This is a genomic window from Sphingomonas fuzhouensis (genome assembly GCF_034659795.1).
In the GTDB taxonomy this organism is placed as follows: Bacteria; Pseudomonadota; Alphaproteobacteria; order Sphingomonadales; family Sphingomonadaceae; genus Sphingomonas; species Sphingomonas fuzhouensis.
Genome location: NZ_JAXSQY010000003.1, coordinates 79,253 through 100,106 on the forward strand (window position 1 = coordinate 79,253; position 20,854 = coordinate 100,106).

The window sequence follows — 20,854 nt, forward strand, 5'->3', positions numbered from 1 at the left end:
GCCTCACTTGGTGATGCGCGCGGTCGCTACGGCGTTCTGGAACAGCGCGTCGAGCGCGGTGGAGATGTCCTGGTCCGTCGTGACCTTGGTATACAGGCCGGACGAGGCGCAGGCCTGAAGCGCCGGTTCGACCTTGTACAGGCGCGGCTTGACGAAGGTTTCCGACCACCAGTCCCCGGTCAGCGATTCCTTGAGATATTCGGTATAGAGGATCGCGATACGCAATCCGCGCGCCTTGATCATGTCGCACTTGGCGGTGTCGATCTCCACCTCGGGCAATCCGCCGGGGCGATATTCGTCCCGCATGCCATCCGTGACGATGAACAGGATTCCTTGCGGTGCCTTGTTCCCGACGCCCGAACCGGGTGTGGTGATCATCCGCGTGTTGATCTGATCGATGGCATCGCTGATCCCGGTATCCTGGTCATCATAACCAGGTTCGCTGGGGTCGTCCGCCGATGACGGACGGCCATTCGAATAATATTGGTGGGGGACGAGATTGGTCGTCGTCTTGGCGGCGGCCACCATGTTCGTCGTGCGCTGCTGCAGTATCGAAAAGGCGCCCCTGCCCCGGAAGGTGGCGATGGCGATCCGATAATCCGCCCCATTCTTGCTGGAGACGGCGGTGGCGTTGGCGGTCAGTTTGGATACCGCGCGGCCTTCGTCATCGATGCGCAAGGGCAGGCCATAGGATTTGGCGACGCCATAAAGATCGGTCATCTGGCCGTTCGCAGCGCGGCCTTGAAGGTCATTGACCGAGTGACAGGCGAACTGACAATTCCGGTCATTGCTTGCCGCGACCTTCGCCAGCCCGGCCGTCGTGGTCGGCAGCGCCATCGAACTCGACACATCGAGCAGCATGTAGAAATCGATGTCCGGCGCGATCGCGTTGGTCGTCGCGGACCTGCCGCCAATGGTCAGGCTCGACAGGCCCAGGATACCCCCGAAGACATTATGCGATACCGCCGTATAAGTGACGGTGGCATTGCGCCGACCGTTCCTATCGGTGGCGGTGTCGACGGTAAGGTCGCTTATCCGCACCTCCCCGCTGGCGGTCAGCGGGGCGGCCATGGCCCGGAATATCGCCTTGGCATTGTCCGCCGCATTGCTGTCCGTGGTCGGCAGCGCGGTCTTGCTGACCGCCGACAGGGCCGCGGCATCGGCGATCGCATTCAGCTTGGTCTGCGCCTGCATCGCCCGCGCATAATCGACGCCCATGCCGATCGACGTGCCCAGCACGGGCAGGGCGAGCGCGAACATCATGATGACATTGCCGCGCCGATGACGCAGCACGTCACGCCCGGTCCGGAGCAGGGCCAGGGCCGTCACAGCAGGCAATCCGGGCAGGCGATCTGGTCGGTGTTGCGCGGGACCATGTAGATCGTGTCCTTCAGGGTCAGGGGCCCGATCCCGCCGAACGAGACGGGCGGGGTATAGGCATAGGAGACTTCGGCGAAGAGAAAGAAGGTGTTGGCCGTCTGCATCGCGGTGGGCAGCGTGATCGGCGTGCCAGGGGTATAGGGCCTGATGTTGCGCCCCCGGCTCCAGACCACGGTGACGTTCTTGTGCTTGTCGATCGCGATTTCCGAAACCCGGATCTTGGCGGCGTCGACGGCATAGGGGGTCAGCACCATCGCCGCCGCCGACAGGCTTTCGTCGACCTCCTTGGCGGTGGTCACCCCGGTCGTGTTCTGCGCGATCAGATCGGCCGCCGCGCGCGTCGTGCTCGTCACCTTGCGGTTGCAGCCGATCCCATCCTGCAATTGCGTGGCCCCGACATAGATGAACAGCATCACCGGCAGGATCAGCGCGAATTCGATCAGCGCGACCCCGCGCGTGTCCGGCAAAAGCGTCGTCAGGTGGCGGATCATAGATAGGCCTCCGACTTGGACACCGATGTCGCCACCAGGATCGTCTGCCCGTTGCCGGGCAGCGAAAGGTCGATATTGGGCGCGACCGGCATCGGCCAGACATAGAAGAAGCGGACCATCACCAACGACCCTTGCGTACCGACGTCATAGGAAAAGCTGTTGATCAGCCTACCGGCCGTATCGCAGGTGAGATGCGGTATATTATGGGCCAGCGCGTTGCCGGTCGCGGCGCTCTGCACATCGACATAGAGCCGGTCGCACGACATGAAGGGGGGCAGCGCCGCACAGCCGGTCTTGCGGAAACGCTCGGCAAGCTCTGCCTTGGTCATGCCTGCATTGCTGCCCTGCACATCGCCGGACTGGGTCCGTCCGGTGACGATGTTGCGGGCGGCGGCCTCGACCGTGGTCTCCAGCGCCTCCTGCGCCAGATAGGCCAGGCTGGTCAGCAGGATCGCCAGCAGCAGCGCGAGGAACGGGGCGGCGACCAGCGCGAACTCGACGATTGCGGCACCCCGCCGATCCGACAGGACCGGGAAGCGGAAGCGGCGATGGCGGCGCAAGGAAGCGGGGTCGATCATGGGCGGCTCGGATATCCTTCCTGCCCATATTCGTCAGAACCGGTTAAACTTCCGCAAACGCCGCGAACGATCGCCTATCGCAAGGTGCGGGCATAGAGCGCCAGCGTCCAGGCCATCGCCTGAAGGAACAGCGCCGGGTCATAACGCGGCCCCTCGTCGCGCAGAAAGGCGTGCTGGCCGTTCACCTCATGCCAGTCATAGGAGGCGCCGACCGCCTCCAGCCGTGCCCGGATCGCCTCGCGCCCCGCAAAGGGCACATGCGGGTCCTGGCGTCCCCAGACGAACATCACCTCAGCGCGCAGATCCTCCATCCGCGCCAGGCTGTCGTCGCTGCGACCAGCGCCCAGCGTACCCGAATGGATGTCGGTCGCATAGAAGCACGCCGCCGCCGCCACGCGCGGGTCGAGCGCGGCGCGGTATGCCAGATGCCCCCCCAGGCAGACGCCGAACGTCCCCAGCCGGCCGGTGCATGCCGGATGCGCCGCCAGCGCAGTTAGCCCCGCCCTTGCATCGGCATCATAGGCCGCGATGGGCTTGGTGAATTTCAGGTCGTTGCCGCGATCAGTGCCCGGCTTGTCATAGGCCAGCACCGTCCCGGCGGGTTCATAGTCGTGATAGACCTCGGGCACCGCCACGACATAGCCCTGCCCCGCCAGCATCGCGGCCAGCCGCCGGATCGGCGCCGTCACCTGATAGATTTCGGAAAACAGTAGGATGCCGGGGAAGCGCCCCTCGATCGCGGGGCGGAACAGATGCATCCGCATCATACCGGTGCCGGGCACCTCGACATCCTGGGTTTCGTCGCTGATGATGATCACGGGGCCTGCTCCTTTGCTGCCTCCCGCCCTTCGCACTCCGGTATGAAGGGTGCAACCAGCCCACCGTTATGATAGGATCGCGCTTCCGGTCCCAGGGAGTTTTCGAGATGATCCAGCGGCACCGCTGACGCGGCACAGACAGGAACGGCGGCACCCGCCGCCATTTTGCCCCATCATTTCGAGAGATTTCATGCCACGTTTGCAGAACAAGACGTGCGTCATCACCGGCGCTGCGCGGGGGATCGGTCATGCCATCGCCCGGTGCTTTCATGCGGAAGGCGCGACCGTCATCCTGACGGACCGCGATGCGGAAACCGGCCAGGCTGCCGCCGATGCGATCGGTTGTCGCTTCGAACCACTCGACGTCGCGAAGGAGGTCGACTGGACGCGCCTCGCCCAGGCCGTTCCCACCGCCGATGTCGTCGTCAACAATGCCGGGATCACGGGGTTCGAGCAGGGCTTCGTGCCGCACGACCCCGAACATGCCAGCTTGGCCGACTGGCGCGCAGTGCACCGGGTCAATCTGGACGGGACTTTCCTGGGCTGTCGCTATGCCATCGGCGCGATGAAGGCCAAGGGCGCGGGGTCGATCGTCAACATCTCGTCGCGCTCGGGGCTAGTCGGCATTCCGGGGGCGGCGGCCTATGCCTCGTCCAAGGCGGCAATCCGCAACCACAGCAAGACGGTCGCCCTCTATTGTGCGCAGCAAGGGTGGAAGATCCGCTGCAACTCCATCCATCCCGCCGCGATCCTGACCCCGATCTGGGAGCCGATGCTGGGCGAGGGCCCCGACCGCGCGCAGAAGATGGCCGCGCTGGTCGCCGACACGCCGCTCAAGCGGTTCGGCGAACCGGACGAGGTCGCGGCGATCGCGGTCATGCTGGCGTCGGACGAGGCGACCTATATCACCGGATCGGAGTTCAGCATCGACGGCGGGCTGCTCGCGGGATCGGCCGCAAGTCCGAGCTAAGCATATGGCGTCGGGCGGTTTCGGCCGATAGGCTGCCCCCATGAATCGCAACCTCACCGAAGACCGCCCGACCTTCGTCACCCATCTGGAATGCTCGCTGACCGGCGAACGCTATGCAGCGGACCAGCTGCACGGCCTGTCGCGGGCGGGACGGCCGCTGCTGGTCCGCTATGACCTGGAAGCGCTGGGTGCTGCGGTGTCGCGCGACACCATCGCCGCGCGCGAGACCGATCTGTGGCGCTGGCGCGAACTCCTACCCGTCCGGCATACGAGCAGCATCGTATCGCTGGGCGAGATCGAGACGCCGCTGATCCCCATCCCGCGTTCGGGCGGCGGATCGGTGCTGGTCAAGGACGAGGGGCGGCTGCCGACCGGCTCGTTCAAGGCGCGTGGGCTCGTCATGGCGGTGGCGATGGCGCGCGAGCTGGGCGTGACGCGGATCGCAATGCCGACCAACGGCAATGCGGGGGCGGCACTCGCCGCCTATGCCGCACGCTGCGGCATCGAGACGGTGATCCTCTGCCCCGAGGAAACGCCGGAAGTGAACGTCCGCGAGATCGCCGCGCAGGGTGCCCGCGTCTGGCGGGTCAACGGCCAGATCGACGAGTGCGGTGCGATCGTCGGGCGCGGCGCGGCCGAGGGGCGCTGGTTCGACTTCTCGACGCTGAAGGAGCCGTATCGGATCGAGGGCAAGAAGACGATGGGGCTGGAACTGGCCGCGCAGCTGGGCTGGGAATTGCCCGATGCGATCTTCTATCCGACCGGCGGCGGCACCGGCCTGATCGGCATGTGGAAGGCGTTCGACGAGATGGAGCGGCTGGGCTGGATCGGCTCGAAACGGCCGCGCATGTATGCGGTGCAGGCGAGCGGCTGCGCGCCCATCGTCCGCGCCTATGAGGCGGGCGAGGACCATGCCGAGCGTTGGGAGGATGCCGCGACCGTGGCGGCGGGCATCCGGGTGCCCAAGGCGGTCGGCGACTTCCTGATCCTGCGCGCGGTCCGCGAGTCCGGCGGCGCGGCGCTGGCGGTCGGCGACCCGGCGATCCTGAAGGCGGTGGAGGACTGCGCCAAGCGCGACGGGTTGCTGCTGTGCCCCGAAGGTGGGGCGACGCTGGCGGCGTATAACCAGGCCGTGCGCGACAATCTGGTCGATGAGGATGAGCGGGTCGTGCTGTTCAACTGCGCGACCGGGTTGAAGTACCCGATGCCGGAAGCAGGTCAGTGGCTGGACAAGAACGGGACGATCGATCTGGGGGCGCTTTAAGTCGCCCCTCACCCTTCCCTCTCCCGCTGGGAGAGGGAGGGAGGCGCAAAGCGCCGGAAGGGTGAGGGTGTTGGAAGACTACCCGATCGCCAACCGCATCCCCAGCGCCGCCGCCAGCGCCAGCGGCATCGCCACCGCGCCGATCTTCAGAAAGGCGAGGAAGCTCACATCCTCGCCCTCGCGCCGGATCACCTGAAGCCACAGGATGGTCGCCAGCGATCCCGTGACCGACAGGTTCGGGCCCAGGTCGACGCCGATCAGCAGCGCGTCGGTGACGATCTGCGGCGGATGCGCCTGGGCAATGGCGCTGCTCGCAACGAGGCCGGCGGGCAGATTGTTCATCGCGTTGCTGACAAAGGCGAGCGTCGTGCCCGAAACCGCCGCCGCGCGTGTCGGATCGGTCAGCATGCCCTGCAACCCGCGCGCCACCCAGGCGATCACGCCGGTCCGGTCCAGCGCCTCGACCAGCACGAACAGCCCCGCGACCAGCGGCAGCACGCCCCAGGACACATGCCGCGCCAATGCCAGCGGCGACCGCCCGGCCAGCAGCGACACGATCACCGCCGTCGCGATCCCCGCCAGCGCGGTGGGCAGGCCCAGTTCGACGTCGAGCGCGGACATGGTGAGCAGCAGCAGCGCGGTCAGCACGATCCCCGCGATCGCGAGCTTGCCGCCGGTCGACAGGGCGTCGCGCACCACATCGGCCTCGCACGCTCCCACGATGCGCTCGCGCTCGACAAAGCGCAGCACGATGAAAGTCACCAGGATCGACGCCAGCGAGGGCAGTGCGAACGCCGCCATCCACGCGCCCAGCGGCGGCATATGCCCGCCGTACAGGACGAGATTGGCCGGGTTGGAGATGGGCAACACGAAGCTGGCCGCATTGGCGATCAGCGCGCAGGCGAAGAGCAAAGGCAGCGGATCGGCCTTGGCCTTTTTCGCCGCGACGAAGACGGCCGGGGTCAGCACGACGGCGGTGGCGTCGTTGGACATGAAGGTCGTCACCACCACGCCCGTCGCATAGACCAGCGCGAACAGCTTGGCCCGCGACCGCCCCGCCATGTTGACGGCGGTCGCCGCGATCCAGTCGAACGCGCCATGCTCGCGCGCCGTTTCGCTGAGCAGCATCATGCCGATCAGGAACAGATAGACGTCGAGCCCCTTGCCGACCGCCTGCCCCGCCGCGCCCAACGGCATCAGGCCCAGCACGATCAGCAGGGCCGCGCCCGCCACCGCCCAGATCCATTCGGGCCAGCGCATCGGCCGCGCGATCACGCCCGCCGTCGACAGCCCCGCAATCGCCCAGGTGGCTCCATATGCAAAGGTCACCATCCGCACCCATTCTTGTTGGGCCCGAGCCGGGCACCGTCGATCCCGGCGATAGGCCAGGCGCCGATCGCGTGGCAATCCTCGCCCGGCGCGACGGGCAGACGGCGTTTGGGAATGCTCTCGGCATCGCGGACGAGGCAGTCGATCCGGTCATAGCCCTTGCCGCAGCGCACCTCGATCGGGTTCAGCCCGGCCGCCAAGGTCACGGTCGCGCGCCACACGCCATCCGCGTCCCGCTGCATCGGTGTGTCGCGGTCCCCGACCCGCGCGACGGGCTGCGCATCCGCGCCGAACAGCCGCGCGACCACCTCGACCGCGCCGGGCCTCGGCACCTGATGCGGGTCGGTCGGCCGGGTGATGAGGCGGACATCGCCGGGCGAGACGATCTGAACATGCGGCCAGGGCGCATCCAGCCGCCGGAAGCGCCAGCTCGGCACCCGGTCCTGGATACAGACGATCGCGAAGCCCGGCGCGCCGCCATCCTCCTCGATCTGCGCGGTCGAGCGGGTCGCGCCGTACAGCACACGGCCGTCGTTCAGCAGCTCGTTATAATGGGTATGGCCGGTATCGACGAAGGCGACACCGCCATCGATGAACTGCCGCGCGATCACGTCGCCATCCGCCGCCAGATCGCCGGGATAGGCGTGCATGAAGACCAAAGGCACTTGGCCGCTTGCCGTCGCCCGCGCCAGTTCCTCGGCCAGCCGGTTGCGGTGATGCATGGTCAGCCGGAAATCGGGCCCGCCCGCCCCCGCCGACACGATGTCGAGGAACAGGCAGCGATGGCCCGCGATCACCTCCATCTCCGGCCGGTTCGCCTCGGGTATCGCCGCTTCGTAATTTGCCAGATCGCCCGGCTCGAAGTCATGGTCGCCGGGGATGATCCGCCACGGCAAAGACAGCGGAGCCAGCGCCCCCATCATCCGGGCATATTGCTCGGGCGTACCGTGATTGGCGTTGTCGCCCGGCACGAAGACGAAGTCCGCCTCGCCCATTTGCGCATTCACCTGCTCGACGATGGTCTTCAGCCTGTCGAGGCCCTGCCAGTCATCCGCTTCGTCCAGATGCAGGTCGCCGATATGAACCCAGCAGATGCCGCTCATGCGTGTGGCTCCTCACGAGTGCCACTGCACGCAGGACGAAGCGTTCCCGCAAAGCCGATCCACAGCCCCAGGCTCGCCACCGCGAACCCGCCCAGGATGTAGAAGGCGATATGATAGCCCAGCTCCTGCGCCAGCCAGCCGCCGATCGCGGGCGACAGCGAGGCGCCGACGCCCTGGATCGTCATCACCGCACCCTGCCCGACATTCACCCGCCCGGTGCCGCTCAGCAGACAGGCGACGAGGCCGGGCACCGCCACGCTCTGAAGCCCCGCGCCGATGCCGTCGAGCGCCTGGACCGGCCACACGCCCCAATGCTCGATAAAGGTGCCCGCCAGGAACCCGCGCAAGGGGAGCGCCGCAAAGGAGATCAGCAGGACCAGCCAATATCCACGCCCGGCGGCGACCTTCATCGCCAACAGGCTGGCGACGATCATCACCGCCTGGGCGACCATGACGGTCGTCGCGGTGAACATCGCCGCATCGCCCTTGCCCGCACCGACCACCGCCATGCCGTACAGCGGCAGCATCGCGCCGTTGCCCAGATGGAAGCACGCCAGCGCACCCGCCAGGATCAGCATCGGCTTGTTGGAGAGCAGCGCCTTGAAACCCTCGGCCTGCCCGCCTTCCTGATCGTCGCCGTCTTCGTCCTCCAACCCGCGCGCGGCGCGGTGATCGATGGCGCGTTCGGGGATCGACAGGACCGAGATGATCGCCAGCACACCGAAGGCGGCGGCCAGGAAGAAGATGGCGGGCATGCCGAACTTCCAGCCCAGATAGCCCGACAGGCCCGCGCCGACCATGTTGCCCGCATGGTTCCACGCCTGGTTGCGGCCATTCTGCGCGTTGAAGCCCTTTTGCCGCACGACGCCCAGCGTCATGCCGGTCACCGCCGGGCCGATCGCCGCCCCCGCGATCGCGGTCGCCACCTGGCTGACCCCGACGACGATGCCCGCTTGCGACCAGAGGATCAGGAAGGAGGCGAGCACCGTGCAGATGCCGGTGATGACCACGACCCAGCGCTTCTTGTCGGTATGGTCGATGAACGCCCCGGCGGGCACGGTCATCACCATGCCCGCCACGCCGCCCAACGTCATGACCGAGCCGATCGGCCCCGTCTGCCACCCCCGCTGTTGCAGGAAGACGCCCAGAAACGGGCCGATCCCGGCCTGCATATCGGCCATGAAGAAGTTGAGCGCCTGTAACCAGCGCGTCGCCCGGCGGCGATCGGTGTCGGACGCACGGGGTGTTCGGGTATCGGGCAATGCCGCTGTGGCCATGTCGGGTCTCCGCGAGATGCGGGGGCCCAACCCGGAAATACTTTGAAATATCCGGCGTTTTTCTGATTTATGTTTGCGCGTCGTCAGCCGGTCAAGCCATCCCCTTGTAGAATAACAATATTGTTGACCACACACGTGAAATGGCACGCGCCGTTCATGACGATAACTTCATGATTTCACGACGGAACCATTTGCAGCCTACGTCACCGATACTCCGGTATGGGGAGGATTTCATCAAGGCCATCATTTCGGGAATTTCAGCCGCCCGTCATCTTGCCCCCTTGGTCCTGTTGATAAGCTGCTCCCCAAAGCGCTGACATGGGGGTGGTGGCATGGGGATCGGAGCGATGCGCAGGCAGGGGTTGGTCATGGCCCTGCTGCTCGGAACGGCGAGCCCGGCGGTCGCGGGGTCCTGCAAGGTCGGGCTGATGGCGGCGATCCCGGTCACGATGCAGGGCCTGCGCCCCGTCGTCGAGACGCAGATCAACGGCAAGCCCGCGCCCTTCGTTCTCGACAGCGGCGCCTTCTACAGCAATATCTCGCCCGCCCAGGCGCGCGAATTCGACCTTCCGAGCGAGCCCTTGCCCTTCGGCTTTCACGTCAACGGCATCGGCGGCAGCGCCGAGGCGAGCGCGACGACGGTCCGGCATTTCACCCTGGCCGGAATCGACATCCCCCGCGTCCAGTTCATCGTCAGCGGCAGCGAGGTCGGCCAGACCGGGTTGCTCGGCCAGAATGTGCTGGGGCTGGCCGATGTCGAATATGACCTGCCCGGCGGCATGGTCCGGCTATTCAAGCCGAGCGATTGCGGCAGGATGGCCATGGCCTATTGGACCGCGGGCAAGCCCTTTTTCGAAATTCCGATCGAAACCAAAGAGGCGGGACATAATCACACCGTCGGCATGGTCGAGCTGGACGGTGCGAAGCTGAACGCGACCTTCGACACCGGCGCCGTACACAGCGTCGTCTCGCTGCGCGCGGCGGCGCGCGCGGGCATCCATCCGGGCGATCCCGGCGTCGTATCGGCGGGCGCGGGCTATGGCCTGGGCAGCCATGCGGTGCGCGACTGGGTCGCACCGTTCAAGCTGCTGAAGATCGGCAATGAGGAACTGCACAATGTGCGGCTCCACATCGCCGATCTGGGACCGCTCGACACCGACATGCTGCTGGGCGCGGACTTTTTCGTGTCGCACCGCCTCTATGTCTCCAATGCCCAGCACCGCATCTATTTCACCTATAGCGGCGGGCGGCTGTTCGATGCGGCCGCGCATGTCGATCCCGGCGCGGCGGCGGTCGTCGCGCAAACCGGCGACGCCACGGCGACGCCGACCGATGCCGAGGGCTATAGCCGTCGCGGCGCGATGTTCGTGACCCAGCATGACCTGCCGCGCGCGATCGACGATTTCACCAAGGCGATGGCGCTGGCCCCCAAGGACCCGCGCTTTCCCCGCCAGCGCGCGCTCGCCTATCTGCAGCAGCGCCGCCCGGTGCTGGCGATCGACGATCTGAACACCACACTGAACCTCGATCCCGGCGACACCCATGCGCGGATGATCCGCGCCGAGCTGCGGCTGCGGGCGGGCAATCCGGCGGGGGCGATCACCGATCTCGACCTGTTGAACGGCCAGTTGCCGCGCGAGGATGACGCGCGGATGCAGATGGCGCAGCTCTATTCGGGGGCGGACGCCTTCGACGCCGCCATCGCGCAATATGATCTGTGGATGGCCGCGCACCGCGCGGATTCGCATCGCAGCACCGCGCAGAACGGGCGGTGCTGGTCACGGATGCTGGCGAACAAGGATTTGGACAAGGCGCTCAGCGACTGCAACGCCGCCGTCCATGCGCTGTCGGCCAATCCGAGCTTTTTGGACAGCCGCGCCTTCATCCATCTCCGCCAGAAGGACGATCGCGCCGCGCTGGCCGATTTCAACGCGGCGCTGGCGATCGACGCAAAGCGTGCCTGGGCGCTATATGGCCGCTCACTCGCCGAGGAGCATCTGGGCATGCGCAGCGAGGCGACCCGCGACCGGGCCTTGGCGATCGCGCTGGACAAGCGCATGCCCGAGCGGATCAGGAAATACGCGATCGGTTGAACGATCCTCCCCTGCAAGGGGAGGTGGCAGGGCGAAGCCCTGACGGAGGGGTGTCGCCCTATCGAAAGCGGGACACCCCTCCACCATGCTGCGCATGGTCCCCCTCCCCTTGCAGGGGAGGAAGATTTTGCATCAAAACGCCTTCGACACCCCGATGAAGAAGCCGCGACGCGGGCCATATTGCGGCGCGCCGACGCCCACGCCGGTCCCGTCGCGGATTTCATATTTGTGGTCGAGCACGTTGATGACGTCGAACCGGATGTCGAGATTCGGCCCGGCCAGATGCTGGCTCGCGGTCAGGTTGAACTGCGCATAGGGTGCGATCTTCGCGCCGTTGGGAATGTCGTTGACGTCATCGTCACGACGCAGGCCCGAGCCATAGATCATGCTGCCGCCCAGCTTCGTACCGCCATGGAAGGCATAGGACACGCCCGCCGATCCGGTGAAGGTCTGGTCGTGATCCAGATAGATGTAATGCCGCGAAATATAGTCGAGATCGTCCTGGCCGAAGCTGAACTGGCTGGAGACGATATTGCGCCCCTTGGCCTTGGCGGCGGCGAAGTTGGCATAGGCGAGCAGGCCGCCGCGCGCATAGCTGATATTCGCCTCGATCCCGCCGATGCGGCCCTGCTTGTAGTTGAACGGAGTCAGGATGATCGGCGCACCGAACTGCCCCTCATCGATCAGGTTCTTCGAGATGCGGTAATAGGCGTCGATGCCATAGGTGAAGTAGCGGCTCAGCTTGGCCTGGAAGCCCAGGTCGAAATAATCCTCACGCTCGGCATAGGGAACCGTGTCCTGTGTCACCGCAGGATACGCACTCGTGCCGACGAACTTGCTGATGCTCGTGTTCGCCACCAGTTCGAAGGGCGGCGGCACGAAATAGCGCGAATAACCCGCATGCAGCGTATAGATATCGTCCGGCTGCCAGACCAGGTTGACGCGCGGCGACAACTGCCCCTCGCGGCGGTAACCGTTATACAGATCGTAGCGCGCGCCATAGTTGAGCGTCAGGCGGGGCAGCAGCTTCCATTCGTCCTGCAGATAGGCGCTGTACGTCATCGCGGTCTTGCCGCCATTGTCGATGATCGTGATCGGCTCGCCCGCCTGGTTGCCATTGGCATCGACCGGGAAGACGCTGGTATTGGTATTGCTGGTCGAACGATCGCGCGTCACCAGCAAGCCGCCGCGCAGCGTATGCGCATCGCCGAGGTGATAGACCGCATCGACCTGGCCGCCGATCGCGAAGTCCTGCTTATAGGCCTGCTGCGCCTGCCCATTGTACAGCAGTTCGCCCAGGATATCGGGGCGATAGCGCAGCGAGGAATAGCGCGCGAACAGCGAGGCCTGCACCGTGAAGGGCTCGGCATCGTGGAGGAAGGCGAGCTGGCCGAAGCCGGTCTTCTCTAGCTGAGTCTCGTTCAGCTTCTCGCTGGGGAAGGTCGTTTGCCCACCGACGCTCCAGCCCGCGCTCGGCTGCTGGCCGACGGGGTTGGGAATCTGGAACCACTGGTTGGAATAGCCGCCGACGAACGACACCCGGTTCTGATCGTCCAGGATATGGTCGATATAGGTGAAGGCCTGATACTGGTCGGTATTGTCATGCACCGGGTTGGAGCGGCCATCGACGCTCTCGATGCCCAGGCCGCTATGCCGGTAATCGCCCGACACGAAGTAATTGGTGCTTCCGCTAGAACCGCCATAGGTCAGGCTGGGCTGGATGGTGTTGTGGCTGCCGCCATAGATGGACGCGGTGCCACCATTGTCGAACAAGCCGCTCTTGGTCGTGATGTCGATCACGCCCGCCGTGCGCAGGCCATACTGGGCGGGCAGCGCGCCGGTCAGGATGTTGACCTTGTCGACCAGGCGCGGCGACAGGGTCTGGCCGAACACTGCCAGACCTTCGGGCAGGATGGTGCCGTTGATGCGATATTGCAGGCCGTTATGGTCGTCGCGGACGTGGAACTGGCCGAACCCGTCCTGCACGATACCAGGGGCCTGGAGCAGGATCTGGTTGAACTGCTGGTTCTCGCCGCCGGGCAGCGCCTTGATCGTGGCGCTGGTGATCTCGTAGTTCGAGGCCCCCAGGCTCGGCTGGATATGCTCGCGCGCGGTGTCGAGGCGCTTGGCGGTCACGACGATGTCGGAGGGGGCGCTGCTGCTGCTATCGGTGGTCGTCTGGTCCGCATCGGGTGTCGGCACCCCCCGGACTTGCGCAACGGCCGGTACGGCCAGGGCAGACGACGCCACGCAGCACAAAAGCGCATAGACACGCATAAGCAGACTCCCTTGATACATAGTCTCTTGATGCGCGTGGAATTGCCGCCCGACCGGCGATTGACAAGCCGCGACAGCCTTTATGACTCATTTGTAAGCAGAGCCTCATCTGCCCTCCATCGGGCCTGTCAGGCCGGGAAGGTGATGGTCAGCATTGGTCCGAGCCGCTAAGCTACGGAAATGGCCGAACGCTTTGAACGACACCGCCAGCCTTGGCGCCAGGATGAGATCCAGAAACTCCACACGCTCGCCAAGAAGGGCATGGCGCTGAAGGCGATCGCCAAGGCGCTGACCCGCAGCGAGGAGTCGGTGAAGGCGCGCGCCAAGGAAGACGGGCTGTCGATCGCCAAGCTGCACTGAGCTTTCGGGGCGGCGGGAACCGCGCCCCGATCGTCAGCGCAGGATGATGTCGGCGCCGTGTTTGTGCGCGCGGATTTCCTCTTCGGTCAGGCCGTTGATCTCGTGCGGGAAGATCAGCCAGTCGCTCGTCTCGTGGACGAAGAAGTCCGGCTTCAGGTCGGTCACGTTGCGGGACGGCTTGTAATAGACGGTCGCGACCTTCACCTCGTCCGGGATATTGTTCCGGCACCGCTGCTTCAATTCCTTCAGCAAGGCGCGGATCGACCGCCCCGAATCGAACACGTCGTCGATCAGGAGCAGACGATCCTCCGGGTTCAGCACGTCCACCAGATGGCCCAGGCCATAGATGCGGACCTGCGGTTCCTGCTGGTCGATGCCGGTATAGGAGGCGGTGCGGATCGCGATATGATCGCTCTGCACCCCGCGATATTCGAGCAGTTCCTGCACCGCGATGCCGACCGGTGCGCCGCCGCGCCAGATGCCGACGATATGGGTCGGGCGAAAGCCGGAGTCGAAGACCAGATTGGCCAGGCGGAAGGAATCCTCCAGCAGGCGGTCGGCGGACAGATAGATTTTGGTGGTCAAGACATCGCCCATCATCGTTGCGGAGCGGGGCACGAAGCCAGAAGCGCCCGGATAGACTGGCTATTTGGCGTTCTCCGGCCGACAGGGCAACCGCGTCATGCGATGACCCGCCCGATCCGCACCAGCCGGGCATGTGGTTCAGATGCATGGTGACGCAAAGGTGCCGCGATGGCGAGTCCCCCCATCCTATAACGGATGACCGTCGCGGCAGCGTTCCCATTCGACCGGATCATGCGCGCAGGCGATGGTTATGCCGTCGCGCCGCTCGATCGACAGCGTGCGCAGCCGTGCCTGGTTGGTCATCCGGGCGGTCGCGTCGACCTCCATCAACCGCTGATAGGCGCGCAGGCCCGGCGTACAGCGCCGCCGCGCGCTGCGCATCTCGCCACGGTAGAAATAGGCGTCGCCCGCATGGAGAAACCAACGCCCGCCGGGCTGGCGGATCGCGACCCCGGCATGGCCCCATGTGTGACCCGGCAGCGGCACCATCAGGATCTCGGGCGGCAGGCCGACCAGATCGCGCACCGCGTCGAAGCCGAACCACGACTCCCCACTCGCGCCATAGCGTTGCCAGCGGTCGACCTCGTCCCATTGCGGTGTGCGCCAGCGGTTGCGCGCGACGATGCCCGCATGCGGCCCGGCCGCATCGTCATATTCGCGGCGCATGACATGCACGGTCGCGTTCGGAAAATCCTCCAGCCCGCCCGCATGATCGAAGTCGAGATGGGTCAGCACGATATGCCGCACATCCTGTGCGCGATGGCCGAGCGCCTCGATCTGGCGGATCGCGGTTTCCTCCTCGCGCAGCCGGATGTTGAGCATGGCGCGCCAGGCGATCGGAATGCGCGGATCGGGGCGGCGATGCGGATGCGCCACGTCGCGCAGGCCAAAGCCGGTATCGACCAGCACCAGCCCGCTCGCCTCGGTTTCGATCAACAGGCAATGACAGACGAGCTGGCCGACCAGTCCCCGGCTCCGCCCGTCGAACAGCGCGCCGCCCAATGGGCAATCGGTGCCGCAATTCAGATGGTGTATCCGCATGCCTCCCCCAACCGGGCGACGCGGCACGCGGTTCCTTATCCTTTATTTTACAATCGGTTAAACAGACTCACCTGGATCACAAGCCGGGAACAAGCAGTTGTTCGGAGACGCTGGGACAGGAACGCCACAGGAGCATTCCCATGTCGGTCCGACTCTTTGCGACCCTATTCGGTATCGTCTTCCTCGTCGCGGGTGCGGCGGGCTTCGTCCCCGGCTTGTCGCCGACCCATATCCATCCGGGCGTCAGCGTCACCGCCGCGTCGCGGCTGGCGCTGGGGCTGTTCCCGGTCAACATCCTGCACAATCTGGTGCACCTCGCCTTCGGGCTGTGGGGCATCCTGGCGGCGCGCAGCGTGGCGGCGTCGTTCGGCTATGCCAAGGGTGTCGCGGTCATCTATGCGGTGCTGACGGTGATGGGCCTGATCCCGGTCACGGCGACGACCTTCGGATTGGTGCCGCTTTACGGCAACGACATCTGGCTGCACGCGCTGCTGGCGCTGGTCGCGGGCTATTTCGGGTTCGTCCACCGCGAGCATGTGGTCGACTCGACGTTGCGCTGACGATCAGGCCAGCGTGACCCGCCGCCCTTCCCTTGCCGAGCGATAGATCGCCTCGATCACCCGCATATCGGCCAGCCCTTCCTCGCCCGCGACCAGCGGCTCGGTGCCGTTCGTGATGCATTCGGCGAAATGGTCGAGCTGCCCGGCATGCTGGCCCTTGCCCGCCGGGACCTGGCGTTGCTCAGTCCGGCCGTCGCGGCGAATCCACATCTTCTGCCCCTCATAGGAGGTGGCGGGCTCCAGCTCGATCCAGCCGTCGGTCCCGGTCACGCGGTACATATTATGGTTGGAGCTGTAGCTGGACACACAGGTCGCCTCGATGCCCGACGGGAAGCGCAGCAGGAAGCTGATCCGGTCCTCGACGGTGCGGAAGCGCGGATCGCTGCGGTCGGTCGATTCGATCGCGCTGACCTCGACGGGTTCCTCGCCGGTCAGATAGCGGGTCGCGTTCAGGCTGTAGATGCCGATGTCCATCAGCGATCCGCCACCCGACAGCCTGCGATCCAGCCGCCACTGGTTGGGCTGGGCGTTGAAGCCATGATCGGCGGTGATGATCCGCGTCGGCCCGACAAAGCCCTTCTTCGCCAGATCGATCGCCAGCCGGTTGTGCGGCTCGAACCGCGAGCGATAGCCGATCATCAGCTTGCGCCCCGCCGCCTTGCACGCCGCGATCATCGTCCGGCATTCCGCGACCGACACGGCCATGGGCTTTTCGCACATGACATGCTTGCCCGCCTTGGCGCTGCGCACCGTATATTCGGCGTGCATCGCATTGGGCAGGATCACATAGACGACATCGATATCGGGATTGTCGCGGATGCGGTCGAAATTGGCGTAGGAATAGCGGTGACTCGCCGGAATGCCGTATGTCTCGCCGAAGCGGGTCAGCTTTTCGGGCGTCCCGCTGACCAGCGCGACCAGGCGTGCCTGGTCACATTCGGCGAATTTCGACATGATCAGCTCGGCATAGCGGCCCAGCCCGACGATCGCATAACCGACCTTGCGCCCGCGTGGCGCGGCACAGGCCCCGCCGCCCGCCGCCATGGCCAGCCCGGCCCCCAGCCCCGCGATGATGCTCCGACGGTCGGCGTCCCGCATGATCCTCTCCCTGTTCGAATGGACGCGTTTCCTCGTCCTATCAGGAGGTTAGCATGAACCACCGCCGCCTGTCATGACAATCCTCCCCGCAGCAGGGAGGATCGCTCAATAGGTGCTCCAGCCTTGCGACGTGCCCGCATAGCGCAGGGTCCGGCCATATTTGGCGAACTCGACCTGCACGGCGGGGGTGGCGCGTGCCTTGGCCAGCGTCTGCAGGATCATCTGGTCGGCCGGGGTCTGCGTCTCGGCCGTGTCGAAGGTCAGGAACTGCTCCATCACATCGGGCCGCGCCTCTTCGTCGCGCAGGCGGGCGATCAACAACTCCGCCACGCCCGGCACGTCGCCGCGACAGGCGGCGATCCGCGTCGCCGCGCCCCAATTGTCGGAAGGCTTGGCGGTCAGCTTGGCTTCGTCCGCCTTGGCCTCCGCATCACGACCCAGCCGGTGCAGCGCACAGGACCGGTCGGACCAGATCCATGCCTGACCATAGGGGCTCAGGCTCGCCGAATGATGGGTCGCCAGATCGTTCAGGCTGTCGAGCGCCGCCTGATCCTTGCCCGCGCCGAGCAGCATCTCGGCCCGGTTGATCGCCAGCGAGCCGAGTTCGGGATATTGCCCGATGCCCAGCGCCAGCACCTGGTCCATCGCCGCGATCGCCTTGTCACCGCGACCGGCCATGCGCAGCCCCGCCGCATATTCGTTGACCAGCCAGAAGGCGTCGTTGCCGACCATCTCGATCTTGGCGCGATCGCTCGCCATCGCCTTGCCCGCCGCGATCGCCTCGTCGAAGCGGCCGAGCGCGCGCAGGGCCTGCATGTGGCGTAGCACGGCCTTGTAATCGCCGGGCGTGGCCTTGGCCGCCGCCGCGCTGCGCCGCAGATCGCCGTCGAGCGAGGACCGGAAACGATCGGCGGCCAGCCGGTCCATCGCCGGCCAAAAGGCCTGATAGCGCCGGTCCATGCCCAGCATGACGAGCGGGCCGGTCGGCGGGTCCTTGGCGAGCAGCGCACGCGCCTCGGCCGCCTGCCCACGCCGGGCATGCGCCATGATCGCACAGCCCAGCATCGTGTCGCCGAACGCGGTGCGCGGCGCCTGTTGCCACCCGCCATCGACCAGCGACAGGCAGATATCCTCGCGCACCGGGGTTCGCTGGTCGGGCGCCAGCTGCTGCACCCGCTGGAACGCGGCGCGGACCCATTGTTCGTCCAATGTGGCGACGACCTCGGGCTGGGCGGTGCGGGTGCGTTGCAGCGCCTTGGCGACGGTGCCCGCCGTGCCCTGGTCCACCTCATAGCCGATCCAGGCGCGATAGACGGCCGGGTTGCCGTCGAACTGCGCGGTGGCGGAGCGGAAGGCGGTCAGCGCCGCCTGCGGCCGCTGCAACATGGCCAGCACCGCGCCCTTCAGCCCGTCGATCAACCCGGCGGCGGGCGAGGGATGGGGCAGTTTCTCGGAGATCGTCGCGATCAGCGCCAGCGCCTCGATCTTGGACGCCTGATCGGGCTTGCCGATCAGCTCCTGGACCTTTTCCATATCGGGCCGGATCGCCTGGGCGATGGCCGGGTCCAGGCCGCCGGGCATTTCCGAAGGCCGCGCCGACTTGTCGAGATAGAATTCGATTCCCGTCTCGTCCCCGACCTTGTCGGACACGGTATAGACCGCATCCGCCTCCGATGCGGGAACGGACGCGCGCGGACCGGTGTCCAGGCGATAGGCAATGCGCAGGCCGTCGGGCAGCTTGGTCGACACCCGCGAAAAGGCGATCGGCCCGCTTTTGGCATCCACATCCTCCAGCGGCTGGAGCATCCGGTCCTTGACCCGCAGCTCGATCATCTGGTCGTTGACGATATGGTCGGGCAGCGTCAGCGGGTTGCGGCGCGGCCCCGTCTGGCGATCGGGCAGGATATTCTGCAACGCATAGGCACGGGTAATCAGTTTGGTCGACAGCTTCGCCGTGTCGAAGGCCTCGCGCGACAGGGTGTAATCCTCGACCATCGTCAACGCATTGGCCTCGCGATCGTCCTTCAGGACCAACGGCTTGGCCTCGACGATGCCGGGGAAGCGCTTGCGATAGAAATCGAGATTACCATCGGCGATGCTGCGCGCCGAGCCCGAGGCCCATTGCGCCCGCATCCGGTCGGCGCGCGCCTCGGTGAAGCGGGTCTCGACATGCAGGGTCATGGCGACGGGGGCCTTTTCGTCCACTGCGAACTGTTCGACCACGCTCATCCGCCCGGCATGGTCGCCAAAGCCCTCCATCTTCTCCAGCCCGGCCTGCCCGGCACGGATCGGCAGGGCATAGCCCAGGTCGGAGGCGACGATGGCGGTGCCGCGTCCGCCCCGATGCGTGCCGGTCGGGTCGATCCACATCACCCGGCCGTCGACCACCGCGCGCACGATGACATGGTCGAACTGCGTCGGGGCAGGCAGCCGGTCGGGCAGGCGCTCGCCCGCGCTGGTCGCCACCAGCGCCGGGACCGCATCGATGCCCAGCCGTCGCAGCGCCAGCGCGAGGAGCAGGCTCTTGTCCTTGCAGTCGCCATAGCCGCGCGCCAGCACGGTGGCGGGCCGCCGGGGCACGAACGACCCCTCCCCCAGCTCCTCGCCGACATAGCGGATATTGTCCTGGACATAGCGCGAGGCGGCGGTCAGCCGGTCGGCCGCGCCGGGCGAGGCCTTGGCGATCGCATCCAGCCGCGCGGCGAAGTCGACGGGCAGCGTCTCGTCCCCCTGATACACGCCGTTCGCCCAGGCCGCGACATCGGCCCAGCGCGGCATCGTCGAGACATCGACCCGGCCCCATTGGAACGCCCCGTCGGGCACATCCGCCTCGCCCTTGGCCACGGGCGGGTCCTGCACCACCCATTCCCATTCGGTGCCGCCGTCGATCGGCTTGGTCGTGAAGGCGATGTCGCTGTTCAGCGCCTTGTAGGCCGGGGTCATGCCGCTCGGCCAGACCATGCGGATCGCGCGCATCGCCAGCGGATCGGAGAAACGCTGCGAAAAAGAGTGGAAGGACTGGCCCGGCCACAGGCTGGACCGGGTATGGACGATCGTCGCATAATCGACCACGTCGCCGACCCGCACGTCGCGCAGGTTCGCCATGACCTTCAGGCTGCCGCTGACGATCCCGTCCTTCAGGTCGCTTTCGCGCTCGACGATGCGAAACTGGGTGTCGCGGGTCAGGTCGATGACCTGGCCGTCGCGGATCACGCGGATGAAGGCGACCGCGACCTGCTCGAACGCCGGATCATAGGTCAGCGTGAGTTGCCCCGCCGATTCCAGCCCGCTGCGGTCGACGACCTTGCTGGCGAAGCGGAACCAGTCGTCATGCCCGTCGGCACGGGCACGATATTGCTGGTCGTTGAGCAGATAGACGGTGCCGTCCTGGGCCCGCTCGACCCGCGCGGGCGTCGCAGGCGGGACGGACCGGTCACGCACCCAGTCGGGCACCGCCTCGACCGCGACACCGGGGGTCTGTGCGGGGGGGGCCTGCGTGGACGCCTTCACGTCGTTGGGTGCAGCGACCGCCGCCGTGCCCCCGCACAGCGAGACACTCGCCACCCCCGCCATCAACGCGAACCCCGCCCACCGGCGTCGCGGCACACCCAATATCGTCACAGTCACCTG

At 66.3% G+C, this 20,854-nt stretch carries 17 protein-coding genes; 5 read left to right on the forward strand and 12 right to left on the reverse strand.

Annotated features, from left to right (window positions below):
* Nucleotides 1-3: 3 nt before the first annotated feature.
* The 4 genes from U1H82_RS08505 to U1H82_RS08520 form a co-directional block, all read right to left on the reverse strand.
* Nucleotides 4-1,329 (reverse strand): TadE/TadG family type IV pilus assembly protein, encoded by a 1,326-nt coding sequence (locus U1H82_RS08505; RefSeq protein WP_322964504.1) that lies wholly within the window; start codon nucleotides 1,327-1,329, stop codon nucleotides 4-6.
* Nucleotides 1,326-1,871 carry a TadE/TadG family type IV pilus assembly protein gene (locus U1H82_RS08510; protein WP_322964505.1) on the reverse strand — a complete coding sequence of 182 codons (546 nt, stop codon included), beginning with the start codon at nucleotides 1,869-1,871 and terminating at the stop codon, nucleotides 1,326-1,328. Before U1H82_RS08510 ends, U1H82_RS08505 begins: the two co-directional genes overlap by 4 nt.
* A complete protein-coding gene (locus tag U1H82_RS08515) occupies nucleotides 1,868-2,449 on the reverse strand; it encodes a TadE/TadG family type IV pilus assembly protein (RefSeq protein WP_322964506.1) in 582 nt (193 codons plus the stop codon). Before U1H82_RS08515 ends, U1H82_RS08510 begins: the two co-directional genes overlap by 4 nt.
* A 74-nt stretch (nucleotides 2,450-2,523) precedes the next feature.
* Nucleotides 2,524-3,267 (reverse strand): dienelactone hydrolase family protein, encoded by a 744-nt coding sequence (locus U1H82_RS08520; RefSeq protein WP_322964507.1) that lies wholly within the window; start codon nucleotides 3,265-3,267, stop codon nucleotides 2,524-2,526.
* A 190-nt stretch (nucleotides 3,268-3,457) separates the two neighbouring features.
* On the opposite strand from U1H82_RS08520, the gene U1H82_RS08525 reads away from it, so the two are divergent.
* The gene (locus U1H82_RS08525; RefSeq protein ID WP_322964508.1) at nucleotides 3,458-4,237 is read left to right on the forward strand and encodes an SDR family oxidoreductase; all 780 of its coding nucleotides are present in this window, start codon (nucleotides 3,458-3,460) and stop codon (nucleotides 4,235-4,237) included.
* Nucleotides 4,238-4,277: 40 nt separating this feature from the next.
* Nucleotides 4,278-5,501 carry a threonine synthase gene (locus U1H82_RS08530; protein ID WP_322964509.1) on the forward strand — a complete coding sequence of 408 codons (1,224 nt, stop codon included), beginning with the start codon at nucleotides 4,278-4,280 and terminating at the stop codon, nucleotides 5,499-5,501.
* Nucleotides 5,502-5,579: 78 nt separating this feature from the next.
* On the opposite strand, the gene U1H82_RS08535 is transcribed toward U1H82_RS08530, so the two are convergent.
* The 3 genes from U1H82_RS08535 to U1H82_RS08545 are packed head-to-tail and all read right to left on the reverse strand — an operon-like array spanning nucleotide 5,580 to nucleotide 9,210.
* On the reverse strand, nucleotides 5,580-6,830 hold the full coding sequence (locus tag U1H82_RS08535) for an arsenic transporter (RefSeq protein WP_322964510.1): 1,251 nt from the start codon (nucleotides 6,828-6,830) through the stop codon (nucleotides 5,580-5,582).
* Nucleotides 6,827-7,933 carry a metallophosphoesterase gene (locus U1H82_RS08540; RefSeq protein WP_322964511.1) on the reverse strand — a complete coding sequence of 369 codons (1,107 nt, stop codon included), beginning with the start codon at nucleotides 7,931-7,933 and terminating at the stop codon, nucleotides 6,827-6,829. Before U1H82_RS08540 ends, U1H82_RS08535 begins: the two co-directional genes overlap by 4 nt.
* Complete coding sequence (locus tag U1H82_RS08545; protein ID WP_322964512.1) at nucleotides 7,930-9,210, reverse strand: MFS transporter; 1,281 nt, start codon at nucleotides 9,208-9,210, stop codon at nucleotides 7,930-7,932. The genes U1H82_RS08540 and U1H82_RS08545 overlap by 4 nt, the downstream gene beginning before the upstream one ends.
* Nucleotides 9,211-9,578: 368 nt before the next feature.
* Here U1H82_RS08545 and U1H82_RS08550 point away from each other — a divergent pair, with 368 nt between their 5' ends.
* Complete coding sequence (locus tag U1H82_RS08550; protein ID WP_322964513.1) at nucleotides 9,579-11,303, forward strand: retroviral-like aspartic protease family protein; 1,725 nt, start codon at nucleotides 9,579-9,581, stop codon at nucleotides 11,301-11,303.
* Nucleotides 11,304-11,435: 132 nt separating this feature from the next.
* Here U1H82_RS08550 and U1H82_RS08555 read toward each other — a convergent pair whose 3' ends face one another.
* Complete coding sequence (locus U1H82_RS08555) at nucleotides 11,436-13,580, reverse strand: TonB-dependent receptor (RefSeq protein WP_322964514.1); 2,145 nt, start codon at nucleotides 13,578-13,580, stop codon at nucleotides 11,436-11,438.
* Nucleotides 13,581-13,760: 180 nt separating this feature from the next.
* On the opposite strand from U1H82_RS08555, the gene U1H82_RS08560 reads away from it, so the two are divergent.
* Nucleotides 13,761-13,940 (forward strand): hypothetical protein, encoded by a 180-nt coding sequence (locus U1H82_RS08560; RefSeq protein WP_042490606.1) that lies wholly within the window; start codon nucleotides 13,761-13,763, stop codon nucleotides 13,938-13,940.
* Nucleotides 13,941-13,973: 33 nt separating this feature from the next.
* Here U1H82_RS08560 and U1H82_RS08565 read toward each other — a convergent pair whose 3' ends face one another.
* Nucleotides 13,974-14,537: a phosphoribosyltransferase gene (locus U1H82_RS08565; RefSeq protein WP_322964515.1), complete on the reverse strand. Its 564-nt coding sequence runs from the start codon at nucleotides 14,535-14,537 to the stop codon at nucleotides 13,974-13,976.
* A gap of 174 nt (nucleotides 14,538-14,711) precedes the next feature.
* The gene (locus U1H82_RS08570; RefSeq protein WP_322964516.1) at nucleotides 14,712-15,566 is read right to left on the reverse strand and encodes an MBL fold metallo-hydrolase; all 855 of its coding nucleotides are present in this window, start codon (nucleotides 15,564-15,566) and stop codon (nucleotides 14,712-14,714) included.
* Nucleotides 15,567-15,706: 140 nt separating this feature from the next.
* On the opposite strand from U1H82_RS08570, the gene U1H82_RS08575 reads away from it, so the two are divergent.
* Complete coding sequence (locus U1H82_RS08575) at nucleotides 15,707-16,126, forward strand: DUF4383 domain-containing protein (protein WP_322964517.1); 420 nt, start codon at nucleotides 15,707-15,709, stop codon at nucleotides 16,124-16,126.
* Nucleotides 16,127-16,129: 3 nt separating this feature from the next.
* Here the strand turns inward: U1H82_RS08575 and U1H82_RS08580 are convergent, their stop codons facing one another.
* Both U1H82_RS08580 and U1H82_RS08585 read right to left on the reverse strand, forming a co-directional pair.
* Nucleotides 16,130-17,224, reverse strand: coding sequence for a Gfo/Idh/MocA family protein (locus U1H82_RS08580; RefSeq protein WP_322964518.1), 1,095 nt, complete (start codon nucleotides 17,222-17,224; stop codon nucleotides 16,130-16,132).
* A 105-nt stretch (nucleotides 17,225-17,329) separates the two neighbouring features.
* Complete coding sequence (locus U1H82_RS08585) at nucleotides 17,330-20,851, reverse strand: DUF3857 domain-containing protein (protein ID WP_322964519.1); 3,522 nt, start codon at nucleotides 20,849-20,851, stop codon at nucleotides 17,330-17,332.
* Nucleotides 20,852-20,854: the final 3 nt, after the last annotated feature.

What these genes read in the sequence shown, in the direction of transcription:
- U1H82_RS08510 (WP_322964505.1), bottom strand. Translation starts at nt 1,871, where the DNA reads ATGATCCGCCACCTGACGACGCTTTTGCCGGACACGCGCGGGGTCGCG.
- U1H82_RS08515 (WP_322964506.1), bottom strand. Translation starts at nt 2,449, where the DNA reads ATGATCGACCCCGCTTCCTTGCGCCGCCATCGCCGCTTCCGCTTCCCG.
- U1H82_RS08525 (WP_322964508.1), top strand. Translation starts at nt 3,458, where the DNA reads ATGCCACGTTTGCAGAACAAGACGTGCGTCATCACCGGCGCTGCGCGG.
- U1H82_RS08530 (WP_322964509.1), top strand. Translation starts at nt 4,278, where the DNA reads ATGAATCGCAACCTCACCGAAGACCGCCCGACCTTCGTCACCCATCTG.
- U1H82_RS08540 (WP_322964511.1), bottom strand. Translation starts at nt 7,933, where the DNA reads ATGAGCGGCATCTGCTGGGTTCATATCGGCGACCTGCATCTGGACGAA.
- U1H82_RS08545 (WP_322964512.1), bottom strand. Translation starts at nt 9,210, where the DNA reads ATGGCCACAGCGGCATTGCCCGATACCCGAACACCCCGTGCGTCCGAC.
- U1H82_RS08550 (WP_322964513.1), top strand. Translation starts at nt 9,579, where the DNA reads ATGGCCCTGCTGCTCGGAACGGCGAGCCCGGCGGTCGCGGGGTCCTGC.
- U1H82_RS08555 (WP_322964514.1), bottom strand. Translation starts at nt 13,580, where the DNA reads ATGCGTGTCTATGCGCTTTTGTGCTGCGTGGCGTCGTCTGCCCTGGCC.
- U1H82_RS08560 (WP_042490606.1), top strand. Translation starts at nt 13,761, where the DNA reads ATGGCCGAACGCTTTGAACGACACCGCCAGCCTTGGCGCCAGGATGAG.
- U1H82_RS08565 (WP_322964515.1), bottom strand. Translation starts at nt 14,537, where the DNA reads ATGGGCGATGTCTTGACCACCAAAATCTATCTGTCCGCCGACCGCCTG.
- U1H82_RS08570 (WP_322964516.1), bottom strand. Translation starts at nt 15,566, where the DNA reads ATGCGGATACACCATCTGAATTGCGGCACCGATTGCCCATTGGGCGGC.
- U1H82_RS08575 (WP_322964517.1), top strand. Translation starts at nt 15,707, where the DNA reads ATGTCGGTCCGACTCTTTGCGACCCTATTCGGTATCGTCTTCCTCGTC.
- U1H82_RS08580 (WP_322964518.1), bottom strand. Translation starts at nt 17,224, where the DNA reads ATGCGGGACGCCGACCGTCGGAGCATCATCGCGGGGCTGGGGGCCGGG.